Annotated in this window: 10 protein-coding genes; 5 read left to right on the top strand and 5 right to left on the bottom strand. The window is 36.4% G+C overall.

All coding sequences use genetic code 11. The annotated features are described in order from the left end of the window. Positions 1-216 precede the first annotated feature (216 nt). The 4 genes from uxuA to EG814_RS11550 all read right to left on the bottom strand — a co-directional run bounded on the left by uxuA (position 217) and on the right by EG814_RS11550 (position 3,796). Entirely contained in the window at positions 217-1,401 is a 1,185-nt protein-coding gene (gene uxuA / locus EG814_RS11565) for a mannonate dehydratase (protein WP_125722042.1), read from the bottom strand. 332 nt (positions 1,402-1,733) lie between these two features. Continuing rightward, entirely contained in the window at positions 1,734-2,546 is an 813-nt protein-coding gene (locus EG814_RS11560; protein WP_125722040.1) for an SDR family oxidoreductase, read from the bottom strand. Between the two features lie 131 nt (positions 2,547-2,677). Then, positions 2,678-3,343, bottom strand: coding sequence for a bifunctional 4-hydroxy-2-oxoglutarate aldolase/2-dehydro-3-deoxy-phosphogluconate aldolase (locus tag EG814_RS11555; RefSeq protein WP_125722038.1), 666 nt, complete (start codon positions 3,341-3,343; stop codon positions 2,678-2,680). A gap of 3 nt (positions 3,344-3,346) precedes the next feature. Next, a complete protein-coding gene (locus EG814_RS11550) occupies positions 3,347-3,796 on the bottom strand; it encodes a YhcH/YjgK/YiaL family protein (RefSeq protein WP_125722036.1) in 450 nt (149 codons plus the stop codon). Positions 3,797-3,946: 150 nt separating this feature from the next. Here EG814_RS11550 and EG814_RS11545 point away from each other — a divergent pair, with 150 nt between their 5' ends. Further along, a complete protein-coding gene (locus EG814_RS11545) occupies positions 3,947-4,984 on the top strand; it encodes a LacI family DNA-binding transcriptional regulator (RefSeq protein WP_317133047.1) in 1,038 nt (345 codons plus the stop codon). A 222-nt stretch (positions 4,985-5,206) separates the two neighbouring features. Here the strand turns inward: EG814_RS11545 and EG814_RS11540 are convergent, their stop codons facing one another. Next, positions 5,207-6,379, bottom strand: coding sequence for a DUF4861 family protein (locus EG814_RS11540; RefSeq protein WP_235830964.1), 1,173 nt, complete (start codon positions 6,377-6,379; stop codon positions 5,207-5,209). A 249-nt stretch (positions 6,380-6,628) separates the two neighbouring features. Here EG814_RS11540 and EG814_RS11535 point away from each other — a divergent pair, with 249 nt between their 5' ends. The 4 genes from EG814_RS11535 (at position 6,629) to EG814_RS11520 (ending at position 17,749) form a co-directional block, all read left to right on the top strand. Continuing rightward, positions 6,629-7,267: an HAD family hydrolase gene (locus EG814_RS11535; protein ID WP_125722031.1), complete on the top strand. Its 639-nt coding sequence runs from the start codon at positions 6,629-6,631 to the stop codon at positions 7,265-7,267. Positions 7,268-7,735: 468 nt separating this feature from the next. Continuing rightward, complete coding sequence (locus tag EG814_RS11530) at positions 7,736-10,663, top strand: triple tyrosine motif-containing protein (RefSeq protein ID WP_125722028.1); 2,928 nt, start codon at positions 7,736-7,738, stop codon at positions 10,661-10,663. Positions 10,664-10,978: 315 nt separating this feature from the next. Then, the gene (locus EG814_RS11525; protein ID WP_125722026.1) at positions 10,979-14,929 is read left to right on the top strand and encodes a family 16 glycosylhydrolase; all 3,951 of its coding nucleotides are present in this window, start codon (positions 10,979-10,981) and stop codon (positions 14,927-14,929) included. A 168-nt stretch (positions 14,930-15,097) separates the two neighbouring features. Next, complete coding sequence (locus EG814_RS11520) at positions 15,098-17,749, top strand: beta-1,3-glucanase family protein (RefSeq protein ID WP_125722024.1); 2,652 nt, start codon at positions 15,098-15,100, stop codon at positions 17,747-17,749. The last annotated feature ends 74 nt before the right edge of the window (positions 17,750-17,823 follow it).

Below are 17,823 nucleotides of genomic sequence, written 5' to 3'. Positions count from 1 at the left end.
TTTGTCGAGCTTCTAGCGTGTCCTTCGACTTCGCTCAGGAAGACAATAATGAGAATAAAAAATCTCCTTAATCTGCCAAATCTGCGAGAGAAAAAATCCTTTTAATCACTTTAATCAGTGGTAAAAAAAAACTTTGCGTCTCTGCTCCCGATAACTATCGGGATTGCGAGATTAGAAAAAAAACTTTGTGCCTTCGTGCCTTAGTGGCAAAACAAATTATAAAGATCGCTTTATTCCCAGTTCCAATCCACGCAATTCAGCAAGTCCTCTTAAACGCCCAATTGCAGAATAACCTGGATTGGTCTTTTTCTTCAAATCATCCAGCATTTGGTGTCCGTGATCGGGACGCATTGGCAATTGACTGTTGTTTCTTTTTTCTACTTCTAAAATCGCTTTTACCACTTCGTACATATCAACATCACCTTCTAGATGATTGGCTTCGTAAAAACTTCCTTCTTCGTCGCGTTGCGTGCTTCTCAAGTGAATGAAATTCATTTTATCGCCGTGACGTCTTACAATTCCCGGTAAATCATTATCAGCACGAACGCCGTAAGAACCTGTACACATTGTAAATCCGTTGGATGGAGAAGGAGCAGCATTCATTAATTCAACCAAATCCTCTTCTGTGCTTACCACTCTAGGCAAACCTAAAATTGGGTAAGGCGGATCGTCTGGGTGAATCGCCATCAGAACCCCTTTACTTTCTGCAACTGGAATAATTTCTTTCAAAAAGTGGAAAAGATTATTCTTTAAAGCCTGTCTGTCAATATGATTGTAAGCGCTTAATGTCACTAAGAAATCTTCAACCGTATACGCTTCTTCAGCACCCGGAAGTCCAGCCAAAATATTTCGTTGCAATTTTACTTTATCTTCTTCGTTCATTGCATCAAAATAGTCTCTCGCTTTCTGAATTTGTTCCAATGAATATTCTTTTTCTGCGCCAGGTCTTTTTAAAATAAACAGCTCAAAAGCAGCAAAAGCATTAATATCAAAACGTAACGCTTTTGAACCATCTTCAACCGTATACGATAAATCTGTTCTTGACCAGTCTAAAACCGGCATAAAGTTGTAGCAAACGCATGTTATGCCACACAGAGCCAAATTGCGAATACTTTCTTTGTAATTTTCAATATATTCCAGATAATTCCCAGTCTGTTTTTTAATGTCTTCGTGAACGGGAATACTTTCTACAACTGACCAAATCAAACCAGAAGCGCCTTTTTTAGGATCGCCATCTTCGTGTTCGATTTCTACTTTTCGTTTAATGATTTCTTCAATTGTCCAAACCTGTCCGTTCGGAATATGGTGTAAAGCCGTTACAATTCCGGTTGCTCCGGTTTGTTTAATATCTTGTAAAGAAACAGGATCATTTGGTCCGAACCATCTTAATGTTTGTTCCATTTTTTATATTTTTTTTGTCCTGCAAGGTTTTCGAAATCTTGTAGGTATAATTATTTATAAAGCTTTTTTGAGGAGCTATTTCCCGCTATCCGTTTCAATCTTTTTTATTTTTAAAGAAAAAATAAAAAAGGATTTCCACTTCTATCGGGGCTAGGGCACTCGTTTTCATAAGAATCATTTATTATTTTTCGAATCTTAGAACGTATATTTCATACCTACAAGGTTTCGAATATCTCGCAATATTGCAAAATGATTACTAGTGTTAATTAGTGAAATTCGTGTTTAAATCTAAACCTACAAGGTTTCGAAAACCTTGCAGGAGAGCACGCTAATTAAATACTCGTTGCAGCAAAACCGCCGTCTACTTTTAATATAGTTCCCGTTACGAATTTTGACATGTCGCTGCATAAAAATAAAAGTGCACCGTCAATATCTTCTGGAGTTCCAAAACGTCCCATTGGTGTGTGATCGATAATTTTTTCTCCTCTTGGCGTTAATTTCCCTTCTGGAGTCAGTAATAAAGCACGGTTTTGTTCTCCGATAAAAAATCCTGGAGAAATAGCGTTTACACGAATTCCTTCGCCGTATTTCTGAGCAAGTTCAACCGCCATCCATTGTGTGAAATTATCAATCGCCGCTTTTGAAGCTGAATAACCCACAACTCTTGTTAAAGGTCTTTGTGCAGATGCCGATGAAATGTTGATGATATTTCCTGATTTCTGTTTTGCAAAAAGATCCGCAAAAACCTGAGTCGGAAGCATAGTTCCAATAATATTCAAATCAATCACTTTTTGCAAATCATCGCTTTTCATATCGTAAACCGCTTGATCGGGCTGAATCGTAGCTCCAGGCATATTTCCGCCCGCAGCATTAATTAAGATATCAAGACGCCCGTATTTTTCAACGATAAAATCTTTTGCTTTTTCTACTTCTTCTTTGTTTAAAACATTCGCCTGAATAGCAAAACCTTTTCCGCCATTTGCTTCAATGTCTTTTACGGTATTTTCTGCTTTTTCAAGTGACTGCGAAACGATTCCCACAATTACGCCTTGTTGTGCCAAAACGTTAGCGAAACGGCTTCCTAAAACTCCTGCACCACCTGTAATTAAAGCTATTTTTTCTTTTAAATTAAATATTGAATCCATTAAATTTTTAATATTTCAATACTTTAAATTCCAAATTCCAAAGTTTTTTGGAAAATAAAGTATGTTTATGTGTTGTTAATTTATTATTTAAGTTTTGTTGGAATTTGGAATTTAAAAATTGGAATTTAAAATTAACCTTTCCTAAGATTCTCAATTATCTCCAAAACGTTTTTAGTTTCCTTTTCGATGGTATCGTATTCTTCATATTCCATTACTTTTTTGCTGATAAGTTTGCTTCCCATTCCAACTGCCGAAACTCCAGCGTTAAACCAGCTTTGAATACTCGTTTTTGTTGTGTCAACTCCGCCCGTTGGCATAAAAGTTAGATTTGGAAAAACATCTTTAATCCCACTCATGAAATCTGGGCCTAAAATATTTCCTGGGAAAAGCTTAATGAATTGTACTCCGGCGTTTTCTGCCGCAATAATTTCTGTCGGTGTCATGCATCCAGGAGCGTATAGAACTTCTTTAGAAATTAAAAAAGAAGCCACTTCAGGAACAAATCCCGGACTAATGAAAAAGTCAGCTCCAGCTAAATAGTACGTTTCTGCCTGCGCTAAATTTTTAATCGTTCCAATTCCCAAAAGCATATCTGGCATTTCGGCATTTCGAACTTCAATCATTTTTTTGAAATTGGACAATGCTTCAGGACCACGGCTTGTATATTCAACCGCTTTGATTCCGACCTTATAAAGTGATCTTAAAATTGCAATGGTTTTATTTTCGTCACTGTTAAAATAAAGTGGAAGTGTTCCTTGATTAACAATCGCGTCAATGGTATTTTGAATTTTGCTCATGATTTATATTTTTACCTTAATAACAACTTTTCGCAATAAACCTTCGCCAATCATAGCCGTATGAACGTCCTCTGGAAATAAAATCGCAAATTGTTTTTCCTGCAATTCAAAGAAAGTATCTGGAGCATCGTGAAAGAAACGAACATCTCTTTCATCACTATATTCTCCATTTGGGTTCACACATTTTTCTCTAGGTTTCCATGCAAAAGCTTCAGGGCCTTTTAGCGAAATCTGAATGTCGATGTTTTGGTCATGACATTCAAAACCTTTTACCGCTTCTTCGCGCGTGTTTCCCTGACCAGAAATGGTGATTAATTTTAAGCCTTCTCCAATTTCTATCGCGCCGTCTGGTAAATTGCTGATGTCGTTTTGATTTACATAATCGAATGCTTTTTTAAAATTGGGATGGAGTCCGTAATATTTTGCAGCATTTTGTAATGAATCTATTATCATTTTATTTTGGTTTTTTAATGTAATGTGTATATTTGCGTGTGCGTACACGGTGGTTTTACAAATGTATATAAAATGACATTTAAAACAAGCTGTTTTTTATAAAATAAATTAATTTCACCAAACTGCTTTTAATTTTTTAACTTAAAAAAAATCAATATCATAACAATTAAGAAAATCGCCGAATTAGCGAATACCTCTCCTGGAACAGTAGATAGGATTTTGCACAATCGTGGACAAGTGGCACAGGAAACTGTCGATAAGGTCAATGCGATAATTGAGCAGTTTGGCTATAAGCGAAATATTCTGGCGAGTAATCTGGCTTTGAATAAGAAGTTTCGTTTTGCCGTTTTTCTACCAAAATCTGAAACATTGGAATACTGGAAAAGTCAGGTTGACGGAATTGAAAAAGCGGCTTTGGAATTTAGTAAATTCGGAATTGTATTGGATTATTTTTTCTATGATTACAATCTAATTTCTTTTAGAGAAACTGTAAAAAAAGTGATGCAGTTTGAATGCGATGGTTTACTATTTGCACCAATTTTTTACGAAGATTCTGTTTTGTTTTTAAAAGAATATCAACAGAAAAAAATTCCCGTTGTGATGATCGATTCGAATGTTTCTGATAGTAACGAACATGCTTATGTTGGACAGGATGCTTTTCAGAGCGGTTATTTGGCTGGAAGATTAATCAGTTTTGCTGTTAAAAATGAAAGGCATGTTTTGATTTTTAAAATTACCCGCGAAATCGAAAGCACTTCTGTTTACTTACAGCGTATCAACGGATTTTATTCTTATTTTAAAGATCACGATGAATTGACCAATTTTAAATTTTCGGAAGTTACAATCAAAGATTCAGGAATTGACCAATTGAATGTGGAAATGTTTTCAGATGTAAACAGCGTTTTTGTACCCAATTCCCGAGCGTATATCGTTGCTCGATTTTTAGACGAAAACAATATAAAAGGTGTTCGAATTATCGGCTACGATTTATTAAATGAAAATATAGAATATCTCAACAAAGGCGTAATTGATTTCTTAATCAATCAAAGACCAGAACAACAAGGTTATATGGGAATCAATTATTTATACAAAAAACTGGTTCTTCAGGAATCGGTTGAGAAGACGCAATATATTCCGTTGGAGATTATTTTAAAAGAGAATTATTTTCCTGTTAAGCGACTGAGTTGAATTTGCCACGAAGACTCTAAGGCTCAAAGTTTTTATTCTCACTTTTTTCTCAATCAATATAAACATAGCCCAAGGTTTCAACCTTGGGAAACGTATTGTAATTACAATTGCTATTAACAACTATTGCGGATATTCGTAGCGTACCCACGGTTGAAACCGTGGGCTATGTTATGAGCTGTGTGTAGCATTTTTTTTAAAACTTCGTGCCTTAGTGGCAAAAAATCACTTTTTAACTTTCACAATCAGAGAATTATTAATCTTTGTAGCAAAATCACTCAAATATTTTTCCCATTCTTGTTTTGTTTGAAATGGACTTCCTTTTTTCCATCCAAAACCTACATAATAAATCGCTTTATTATTTTTAACAACAATATTTCCGTAAAGATTGCTAAGATCTTTTTCATCCGTAACATGATTATCAAAACTAGTTAAAGAACCTTTTGGAGCAACAAGTCCAGTTCCAATTTCCGAATCGTCGATCGGTTCCCAATAGCTTAACCAGCCTTCTTTTAAATTCGTTCCAATAGTTCCTTTTTTCTCGTGAAGCGTTAATCCAGCGGCGATTTCTTTTGTTCCTGTGATATTGATTTCAAAACGAGAAAGCTGACTTCCATAATCTAAACTGATTAATTTAGATTCGGTTATTTTGTTTCCCTTTGCATCCCAATCGGCGTAGGTTAAAATAAAACTCGTTCTGATTGGTCCGATTGTAATGGTTTTCCAACTGACGAAATTTTTAGAAAAATAATATTTTCCATCCACTTTTACGGCAATTCCGCCCACGCCACGGCTGTCACCTACGTGAAAATTATCCAAACCTTCGCCAGTATCTTTATGATAGGTTCCCGTTCCGTTTGTGGCTTTTTCGTACCATTTATTGATGATGGGATAATCAACTCTTTTTAGCCAGGCGTCAATTCCACTGGTTAAAGTGCCGCCCGGGATTTTATCTTCGACCATTTTTTGAGCAACAGGCCCGTAAGTTCTAAAAGCAACTTTGTTATTTTCCCAAGCATAATCGTCGGTACGTTCTGGAACAAAGCGGGAATAACAACTTATAACTTTTGAAGCCGACGGATTTGTTCCAACAAAAATCTCAAAATTTTGTTTTGATGAAGCTTTCATTTTAGGCTGAAAAAGAAGCACATCTGCAATTCCGTCGCCGTCATTGTCTACGGTTTGGGTTTCAAGAAAGGTATTATTTTCTTTAATAGCATAATCTTCAAGTTTTGCCGAAGCAGGCAAACCCAAAGATTTTTTCGTCAATTCGATGGTTTCAAATTCTCTTTCTACCTTTAAATTGTTGGTTATCGTGATTATTTTGTTTTGAGAAAAAGCAGCAAAATTGGCGGTCAGAAGGATTATGATAAGAAGATGTTTTTTCAAAATTCGCATGTTTAATAGTTTTTCATAAAAGTACAAATCAAATAGAAAATGAAAATACAGAATAGGAGTAATTCTGTACAAAACTCTTTTAATTAGATAATTTGTCAATTTGGATAATTAGATAATGATGTATACTCGTGAAAATGTTTTTTTTGCTATTCTATTAAATTATCGCATTACCCAATTATCTAATTATCTCAATTACCAAATTTTCTAATTTACTTTTTGTAAATTGAAATCTATTAAAAAACAACAGAAATGGTTAAATGTATAATTTTCGATTGTGACGGAGTTTTGGTCGATACAGAAAAAATTGGAAACGGAATATTGCTTGAAATGGCACAACAACACGGATTCGAAATGGAACTGGAAGATGCTTACCGCTATTTTAATGGCAGAAGTTTAAAAGATTGTTTTTGCCATATTGAAGAAGCGATTGGACAAAATCTTCCAGAAACATTTGAAAATGAATATCGTGCGAAAAGTTTTGAAGCCTTTAAAACTCAGGTAAAACCAATGGGAGGTATTGAAGATTTCATCAATAAACTTAAAATTCCGTATTGCGTCGCATCAAGCGGTCCGGTGGAGAAAATTCGTTTAAATCTCGAAGTTTCCGGTTTGCTGGATAAATTTGAAGGTAAAATTTTCAGTTCATATCAGATAGGCAGTTGGAAACCAGAGCCCGGAATATTTCTGCATGCGGCTAAAGAAATGGGTTTTGAGGTAAATGATTGTGTTGTTATTGAAGATAGTAAATCTGGTGTAAAAGCCGGAATTAGCGGAGGATTTAAAGTGTACGGTTTAGTAAATGGTTTTAATAACGAAGATTTAGACGAAGAAGGAGCCACGCTTTTTAGTTCTTATGATGAATTGGGTAGATTGTTGAAAATGTTTTGAACCATATAAGTGATATAAGTTTATTTAAAGAAGTACGCATTAAAAACGGCTTAGACTCCGCTCAGCCTGATATTAGGTTGTCTTCCTGAGCGGAGTCGAAGGATATGCGCAAAACTTTGACTAAGTTTACTAAATTGAATTTAGAGTTTTTAAATCTGGAAAAGGCTTTGACTCTGCTCAGCCTGACAACATCATGTTTTGGAATTTGGATTTTTAAAAATTGGAATTTAATAAGCTAATTGTCATTTTGACTAATTCTTAAATTATAATGTAATTTGTTGCGTTAAAATTAAATTTAATATATTTGAATTTAAACATTCGTTTTTTTAGTCTGTTTTTATGATGAAAATTATAATTGCTTATTAATAAAAACGTTTGGATTTTATTAAAGAATAACTTTCCCAAAGAGTTATTTTTTTAAGGTTGTGATTCCCAAAATCGCAGCACTAACCTACAGATAGAAAGAAAATGACGAAATTTAAAATTAGAATTTCAATTCTAGCCTTATTATTCATTTCCCCACTTGTAATTTCTCAAGTTAAAAAAATTGGAGTTCCGTTTATAACCAATTACAGTCCAAAAGCGTATAAGGCGGCAGCAGAAAATTGGGATGTTTTACAGGATTCTAACGGAATGATGTTTTTTGCCAATCATTTTGGAATCATGCGTTTTGACGGCGTGCGCTGGGGAATTGTCACGCAACCCGAAAACCGAAGCATGGTTCGCTCTATGGCAATTGATAAAAGCGATAAAATTTATGTTGGAGCTCAAGGTGATTTTGGCTACACGATTCAGCTTCCAAACGGGCAATATCAATATAATTCTTTGGTAAAACTACTTCCTAAATCGGCTCGAAATTTTGGAGATGTACTGCATACTGTAATCCGAAATAATGAAGTGATTTTTTTCTCTTACGAAAGGATTTTTATTTATAAAAAGAATAAAATCAAAGTCTTAGATGCTAAATCAAGTTTTGATGATTTTTTTGAAGTTGGACAGAAAATCTATATTTCAGACAATGACGAAGGTTTGTTACAGTTAGAAGGCGATAAATTAATTCCTGTTGAAAATGGCAAGAAGTTCACCGGAATGCAGATTAGAAAGATTTTTCAAGCGCAAAAAGGCCTTCTTTTATTCACTCAAAAAAATGGAATTTTTATTTATGCAGCAAATCAAATTAAGCCTTTTGTAACAGAAGTTGATCATTTATTGAAACAAAATCAGATTTCAGCAGGAATTCAGCTTTCAGACGGTTATTTCGGAATCGGAACTCGCCAATCGGGATTGATAGTTATAGATAGTGCGGGAAGATTGATTCAGCATATTGATAAACAAATTGGACTTCAAAACGAATATGTGACTAATTTTAAAATGGATAGAGAGGGCAATTTGTGGGTGACGCTGAAGGGCGGCATTTCACAGATTCAGATTTCATCTCCTCTTTCAAAAATTATAGACAGTTCCAATTCAGAAACCAAAATTTATTGCAGTCAGATTTACCAAAATAAATTATATATCGGTACCGACAACGGTTTGTTTTGGATAAATTGGGAAGCGTATAAAAGCGGAAAAAGAGAAAATGTAGTCTTTCAGCATATTTCAGGAATGTCTGAAAATGTCTGGAACGTTGGTGTTTTTGGGACCTCATTATTGGCTTTTGAAAAAAACGGAATTTTTGAAATTAGTGGAAATTCCGCGAAAGCGATAGCCAAAATTGATGGTGTATGGAAAGGAATTTCTATACCCAATCATCCAGATTTATTACTTGCAGGCGGTTATACAGGTTTGTATCTTTTAAAGAAAATAAATGGTTCTTGGGTTTTTCAGCATAAAATAAGAGGTTTTGAAGAAAGCAGCAGAATCATAGAAACCGACAAAGCAGGCAATATCTGGATCGCACACGGATACAAAGGAATTTACAAACTTAAATTTAATTCGAACTTTGATACTGTGACTGACCTTCAGTTTTATAATGATAAAAATGGTTTTCCGTCAAGTTTATTTTTGAATACATTTAAAATTAATAATCAAATTGTATTTGGAACAACTAAGGGAGTTTACAAGCAAGATGCGGTTTCAAAAAAAATGATTCCAGATCTGGATTTTAAAAAATATCTCGGCTTTGAAAATCATATTCGGCTATTAAAGCCAGATAATCAGCATAACATTTGGTACGTTTCTGGCGAAAATACCGGAAAAATGAGCAAACAAAAAAACGGAAATTTTAAAGTTGAGGAACTTCCTTTTAGAAAACTCCGCTATTTGTATGTTCCTGGTTTTGAAAATATTAAAACCACGCAAACAGGCGATGTTTTCTTTGGCACACAAGAAGGGTTGATTCATTACAGTCCTATTAAAAACAAAAAATATCAAACAAAATACAAAGCGGTTATTTCTGAAGTGAAATGTATTTTTCCTAAAGACAGTCTCTTGTTTTCCAGCCGATATGATGTGCTTCCGAATAAAAATGGATCGCACGAAAAATTGCCAACTACATTATCTTATTCTAATAATGCATTGCATTTTTCTTTTGCGTCGCTTTGTTTTGATGATGCAGAGGCTACTCAATACGAATATTGGCTGGAAGGTTTTGAACCTACTTGGTCAGATTACGGCCTTCAGACCGAAAAAGAATACACGAATCTGCCAGAGAATGAATACGTTTTTCATGTAAGGGCAAAAAATATTTATGATGTCGTAAGCGATGAAGCCGTTTTTCGTTTTGAAGTTTTACCGCCTTGGTATAGAACCGTTTGGGCTTATGTTTTGTATTTTGCACTTTATATTGTGGTTATTTATTTGATTATTAAATATCAGAAATCTGTTGCTAGACAGCAGCGTGAGCAATTGATTGAGAAGCAGGATAAAGAATTGCTTCGAAGCCGTGCCGAACTTAACGAACAAAGGTTGACATTTGAAAAGGAAAACATGGAGATCATGAAGGAGAATCTTCAAACGACGATTAATTTAAAAAATGCCAAAGTGGCTTCTAATACCGTCAACTTGATTCATTTAAATGAAATCCTGCTTTCTATAAAAGAACTGATCTCACAGATTGATAAAAAGAATGATCCAAACGTAAACTTTGCCATTTTGACCAAAATCAATAAACTGATTGATCACGAATTGCAAGGTGACAAACACTGGAACGAATTTGAAGAAATTTTCAATCAGCTGCACGATAATTTTATGCAAAGATTAAAAGCAACTTATCCCGAACTTACTCCGCGTGATATGCGTTTGTGTGCGTATCTGCGAATGAACTTTAATACAAAAGAAATTGCACCACTTTTAGGAATTTCTGTTCGCGGTGTGGAAGATACCAGATACCGTATCCGTAAAAAACTGCAGCTTCCGTCTGATACTAACATCACCGAATTTATTCTTAATTTTTAATAACGCGAGTTATTGCACGCGGATGACACAGATTCGCTATCGCGATCCCAATAGCTATCGGGAGCAGATTACACGGATTTTTTTATAAATCATAAATCCGATTTTTTCCGCGTCTTCGCGATAGCGAATCCGTGTCATCCGCGTCCTATCTTTTACGTTTTTTTAAGAGTACCGTAGTCAAACCGTACTCTTAAATGTAAGTCTAGCCTGATTTTTTAGTTAATATTGTGCTGTTATTGTCGGAAAATACAAACTCTTTCGTAAAGAAGTCTGTTTGGAAGAAATAACAATTACTAACTAAAACCTATTTAAAAAATGAATCAAAATGACTCTTTTTTCGGCCGACCACCGAAAAGCAATTCTTATTTATTTAAACAATTTTGTGTTGCCGTTTTATTCTTACTGCTGCCCATTTTTAAAACTCATGCCCAATGTAATACGCTCGTTTGGTCTGATGAATTTAATGGCACTACGGTAGATTTAACCAAATGGCAGAGCATTTCAGGAAACGGTTGTCCTTCGCTTTGCGGATTCGGAAATGCCGAAGCTCAACGTTACGATCCCGATCAGGCAACAATTGTAAAAGAGGGAACAAATAGTTATTTAAACATTGAGGCCAAATATGCGCCAAATGCGCAATTTCCGGACCAACCTTATGCTTCTTCAAAATTGACTACTGAAGGAAAGTATTCTCTAAAATACGGGAGAGTTGAAGCCCGTATGAAATTGTCTAACGGACAGGGAGCGTGGCCGGCATTCTGGATGCTCCCAATGAATGGAAACTGGCCGTACACGGGAGAAATTGACATTATGGAAGCCAAACACAGAAACCCGCAGTCGGTAGATGGGACGATTCATTATGATGGAGGTGGTTATCATTTTACAGGAAGAAGTTATTCTTCTCCGGTAGATCTATCGTCAGGTTTTCACGTTTATGCTGTAGAATGGGGACCAAATATCATTAAATGGTTTGTAGACGATGTCTTATTTCATACGGCAACGCCAAATACAACGGTAAACGGAGGCTGGCCTTTTAATGATAGTAATTTTTATATCATTTTGAATCTTGCTGTTGGAAGTGCAGGAACGCCTTACACAAGCGTAAATGGAGCGGGCGTACCACCAATTCCTGGGGATTTTCCTGCTAAAATGCAAGTAGATTATGTGCGTGTTTACGACGGAAGTTTTAAATATGCCGTAACGGGAGACAATAAAGTATATCAAAACGAAACTGCTAAAACGTATTCTGTAAATGCGATTACTGGGGCAACGTACAACTGGACAGTTCCGGCAGGCGCAACAATTGCTTCCGGACAAGGAACAAATACTATTACGGTAAACTGGGGAACAGCAGGCGGAGACGTTTCTGTAGTCGCCTCAGTTTCGGGATGTCCTGTAAATACGTATAAACTGGCGGTTACAACCGAACCAGCTTTACCAGTTGAAAAAATCCACGAAGATTTTCAGACCAATAGAAATGTATTGTATCCGATAAAAACAGGTGTTTTGACAGAAGCGGTTGCCAATCCTTCGGCAACAGGAATTAATACCTCGACTTTGGTTGGACGATACGTTCGTAATTCTTCTGAATTGTATGATGTTCTGAATATTAGAAACGTTACGATTACAAATGCCAATGATTATGTTTACGGAAGAAAAAGACTTTCGTTTGATATTTATACGTCGGCTCCGGTTGGAACCAAAATTTCGATGCAGTTAGAAAACAGTAATGTGACTACGGCAACCAATTATCCGTCGGGAAGACATAGCGGCTTTAAAGCGACAACAACTGTTCAAAATAAATGGGAAACGATTGAATTTGAATTCGAAAAAATCATCGATCCAAATACAAGTGCTTTGACAATCAATAATGTGGTGGTTCTTTTTGAATCGAATTCGAATTCGGGAGCGACTTATTATTTTGATAATCTGTTGACAAAAGCGGCACCGGAAAAACCAATTATTGCGACTGATGTTTTGCAAAACTACGACGGAATCAATAAAATTATAAAAGGAACAACAACGGGAACATATTCTGTTGTGGCAAATCCTGGAAGTAATTCGGTTAACGCTTCCGCGAATGTGGCGAGGTACGTTAGAAACGTGACCGAACAATATGACGTTTTATTTTTCAATACGCAAAGCACTATCGAAGATGCTGGTTTATTAAAAAATCAGACTAATAAAATTATGATCGATGTATATACTTCGGCACCAATTGGAACGGTTGTAAGTATGAATTTAGAAAACAGTGCAACATCGCTTCCTGCCAATTTTCCTACAGGAAGAAACAGTAATTATGTAGCGATTACAACCAAACAAAATCAATGGGAAACTCTAACTTTCTATTATAATTCAAGTCCAGATCCTGGAACTTCCAATCTTGCAATTAACCAAATGGTTTTATTGTTCAATTCGGGTTCTTACACAAGCGATACTTATTATTTTGATAATATTAGAATTGGTTCGACTAAACTTCCGGATACTTTTACGCCTGGAGTTGTTTACGAAGATTACCAAAACACGCATAATATCACGTTTAGAGATGCAATTGGAACCTATACGCCTAACACCGCAAATCCAAATGCAAGCGGAATCAATACCTCTAACAATGTTGGAAGATACGTTCGCAAGTCAACAGAATTGTATGATAATTTCTCTTTCAATACGACTTTGACCAATATCGGAGATTTCAAAGGAGGAACGAAAAAATTCGCGATGGATGTTTATACTTCTGCGCCGGTTGGATCGATTATTTCTTGGCAGGCAGAAAGCAGTGCTTCTATACCTTCTAATTACCCTGCGGGTAGACACAGTATTTATCAGGGAGTTGTAAAACAATCAAATGCTTGGCACACCGTAACTTTTACGTATGCAAGTTCTCCAGATGCCTCAACTTTAGACAGCGAAGTAAACCGTTTTGTTTTCTTGTTTGAACCAGGAACAAACTCTGGAAATACGTACTATTTTGATAATCTGAGAGCTTTAAATTTAGTTTCAACAGAAAATCCAGCGGGATTGCCTGCACCTTGGATCAGTACTGATTTAGGAGCGGTTACCCCGGCCGGATCAGCTTCGCATGCTAACGGAACTTTCACCATTAAAGGTTCAGGAACAGATATTTGGGAAACTAGCGATCAGTTTCAATATGTGTATAAGCCAATTACTGGCGATGCTGAAATTATTGCTAAGCTAAATTCGTTAACAAATACCAATACGTATGCAAAAGCAGGAGTAATGTTCCGTGAGACTTTGACAGCAACTTCTAGACACGCTATGACTACTTTGACTGCGGCGGCTGGAGCAGAGTTCTTGTCAAGAGATGCTGTTGGAGTTGCAACAATTCAGCAGGGAACAGCAGGAACAACTCCAAAATGGATTCGTACAGTAAGATCAGGAAATACTTTTACTTCTTTCATTTCAGATAATGGTACAACCTGGACTCAAGTGGGTACGGCCAGAACTATTGCTATGGCTAGTACAATTTATGTTGGAATGGCGGTTACGTCTCACAACAATGGAACTTTAACAACAGGAGTTTTCAGCGATGTGATCGTTAGAAATATTACGCCAAATCCGAATGTGAATCTGGCTTTAGGAAAAACGGCCACATCTTCAACAGACGAAAATCCGACACTTTCTGCATCAAAAGCAACAGACGGAGACAGCACAGTGACAAGATGGGCAAGTTCTTTTGCCAATGCAACCGAATGGATTTATGTTGATTTAGGAGCCAATTACAATCTTAACCGAGTGGTTTTGAAATGGGAAGCCGCTTACGCAACGCAATATAAGATTCAGCTTTCGGCAGATAATGTTTTCACAGAAAATGAAACCATCAATACACAAACAGCTTCTGACGGAGGAACAGACGATTTAGCAGTAAGCGGATCAGGAAGATACCTTAGAATTTTATGTACCGCAAAAGCTTTGGCTCCATATGGATATTCATTGTTTGAAATTGAAGCATACGGATCGTCGTCAACGGCTAGAATGGCTTTGAATGTTGCAGAAGAACCTCAGACAGAAGAAGTTGTTTTTGCGGTTTATCCAAATCCGACAACAAATTATGTTCAGGTTTCATCTCCTGAAAATTTAAACAATAAAGTCATTACAATTTATGACAATACAGGAAATTTGATTTTAGAAAATAAACCTCAAGGAAACGAAAGCGTAATTGACGTTAGTAAACTTAACAGAGGAATCTACATTCTAAACTTCAAATCAGATCAAAAAAGCTGGACAAAAAAGCTGATCAAAAAATAATTTAAAAATCCGTCGGGTGTCATTTGTTTTAAATAAATCCCCCAAAATATAAGCTGGAATTAAATTTAAAGGATAGCACCAAAATTTCACCTGACGGATTATTAAGTCATTACTGCGAAAATGACTTTGGTTTAAAATCTATTTACGTAACCCCAAAATTATTTAGATATGAAAAAAATTAGACTTCAAAGATTTTCCTTTTTGACGACACTGTTTTTAGTGTTTTCAAATTTAATGTACAGTCAGGGCGCCATACCGTTCACCGTAAGCAATAATTCACCGTTTGCCGACAGCGAATTATACGTTGCCATTGTCGGGATCGACTATACAACAGGAAACCATGTTTGGGTAAATGCCAAAACGAGTCAGGTTTTACCAATGAATGCTTCGTACAATACAGTTACCGGACCAACGTACGGCGGAAATACCGGACCGGGACAAAATTCTAAATACGCGGCTTGTTTTACCAAGCTGAGCGAAATTCCGAACAAAACCTTCACTTTGCCATTAATTGCAGGCTGTCGAGTTTTTATTTCCAAAGGATCACAATTGTATTTTTATTTCTTCGGAGCCAACGGCGCACCTTCGGGATATGCATCGCCTAATCCGCAGAATGCAACCGATCCAAATCAGGGAATTTTGTATGAAATGATTGAATTGACAAACAATCAGCACGGATTCTTCGGAAATCCGACTCGTGTAGATTCCTATAAATATCCAATGGGATTGGAATTATTTGGAGCAAACGGTTATCAGAAAAAAGTAGGAGATTTGAAAAAGCATGCCGATATTGTGGCCGCTTTTAAAGCGAATGTTCCGGCAGAATTTCAAGGCTGTGTAAACGATGCAACAGGAGAAATTACAGCGCCATCTAAAACGCCACCTTATTTAGGTTCAGGACCCTATGTAAACTATTTAAAATCGTATATCGATGCGATCTGGAACAAATATAAAAATGAAGATTTAATTTTTTATGCCGGAGACGCCGGAGTTTTTAAAGGAAGAGTTATCGGTGAGCAACTGGAAATGGTTGGGCAATCTGGTGCTTTTGTTGGAAGAACAGGACGCGTGCAGAATCGCCCAAGCACACAGGAAGCTTTGGAAGGAAAAGGTGTTTTGGATAGAAGATTGGTTGATGGAGATTTGGATCTTGTGATTCAGGCACAATTAACGGCTGCCATAAACCGTCATGTGGTCAATACGACAACCGCAAATCCGGGTCAGCAAAACTGGTACGATGCTTCAAAATATTATCAGGTAAATCCAACGAATCATTATTCAAAATTCTGGCATTTACCAGGAATCAATATTGATAATTTGGCTTATGGATTTGCTTATGATGACGTTGCCGATCAATCACCGTCGCTTCATTCGCCACAGCCAACAAAAGCTATCGCTACTTTTGGAGGATATTTTGGAATAGTTACACCTTCAGTTCCGTCAACAACAGATGTCATTACAGTTTACAAAGATTGCAACTACGCAGGTTTCTCTGGCGGATTAACAATAGGTGATTATAATCTGTCACGTTTAAATTCGCTTGGCGTTTTAAATGATGATATTTCTTCGCTAAAAGTTGCCCAAGGTTACAAAGCAATTTTATACATGGATGATAACTTTACAGGAACATCGACCACAATTACTTCTGATACTTCTTGTTTGAATACGACTTGGAATGATAAAGTAAGTTCTATCCGAATTCTTCCTAACGGAGTTACTACTTTAGGAAATCAGACTTTCTTCCTTCAAAACAGAAACAGTAATTTGTATATGGATGTTTGGACGGCAAGTATGGCAAACGGAGCAGGAATTAATCAAGGCGCATTGACTTCTGGAAACAACCAGAAATTTACGTTTACACATTTAGGAGACGGAATGTATAAAATTATTGCCAACCACAGCGGTATGTCTATGGATATTAATAATTTTAACAAAGCAAATGGCGCACGTGTAGAGCAATATCCATACAATGCGACTACCAATCAGCAGTTTATTTTGGTAGATGCAGGAAGCGGATTTTATAAAATTGTTGCCCGTCACAGCGGAAGAATTGTTGAGGTTGCCGGAGCAAGTACAGCTTCGGGAGCCATTGTACAGCAATGGGATAATAACAACCAAACTTGCGGACAATGGAAATTGGTTCCGGCAACAAGTTCTCAAACTTCGGTTTTAATTCAGGCAGAAGATTTTTCAGCAATGAACGGCATTCAGGTTGAAGCCACAACAGATACTGGAGGAGGTTCAAATGTTGGTTATACAGAAACAGGCGATTGGCTAGCGTATAACAGTATTAATTTCCCGACAACGGGTTCGTATTTAATTGAATATAGAGTAGCAAGTGCTTCTGGCGGTGTGCTTTCTTCAGATTTAAATGCTGGCGCTATTGTTTTAGGAAATGTTACGGTTCCAAATACTGGTGGATGGCAAAACTGGCAGACGGTTTCGCAAACGGTAAACGTAAATGCTGGAACGTATAATTTCGGTATCTATATTCAGACTACGGGAATGAACATCAACTGGATTAAAATTACTAAAGTTGGAGCTGGAGCGACAGCAAGAACAGCATCAGTTGAAACTTTAGATGAAGAACCTGCAACAGCTGAACTTACGGTATATCCAAGTCCGGCAGAAAGTACTCTTTTTGTTACAACGGCTGTATCCGGACAAAATGTAAACATTCTAGATCAGACAGGAACCGTAGTGTCACATCAGAAAATAAATAATAATAGTATTGATGTATCACGATTAAGAACCGGAATTTATTTTGTGGTTTTTCAAAAAGATGGCAAACAAATCGTTAAACGTTTTATTAAAAAATAATTTTAGATTGATTTGCTGTTAGTTGTAAAAAGCTTGAATTGGATTTAGTCCAATTCAAGCGAATCTAAAATAAA

Origin of the sequence: Flavobacterium ustbae, assembly GCF_003946915.1 — a bacterium.
Lineage (GTDB): Bacteria > Bacteroidota > Bacteroidia > Flavobacteriales > Flavobacteriaceae > Flavobacterium > Flavobacterium ustbae.
This window is presented reverse-complemented; position numbering and strand designations above follow the sequence as displayed.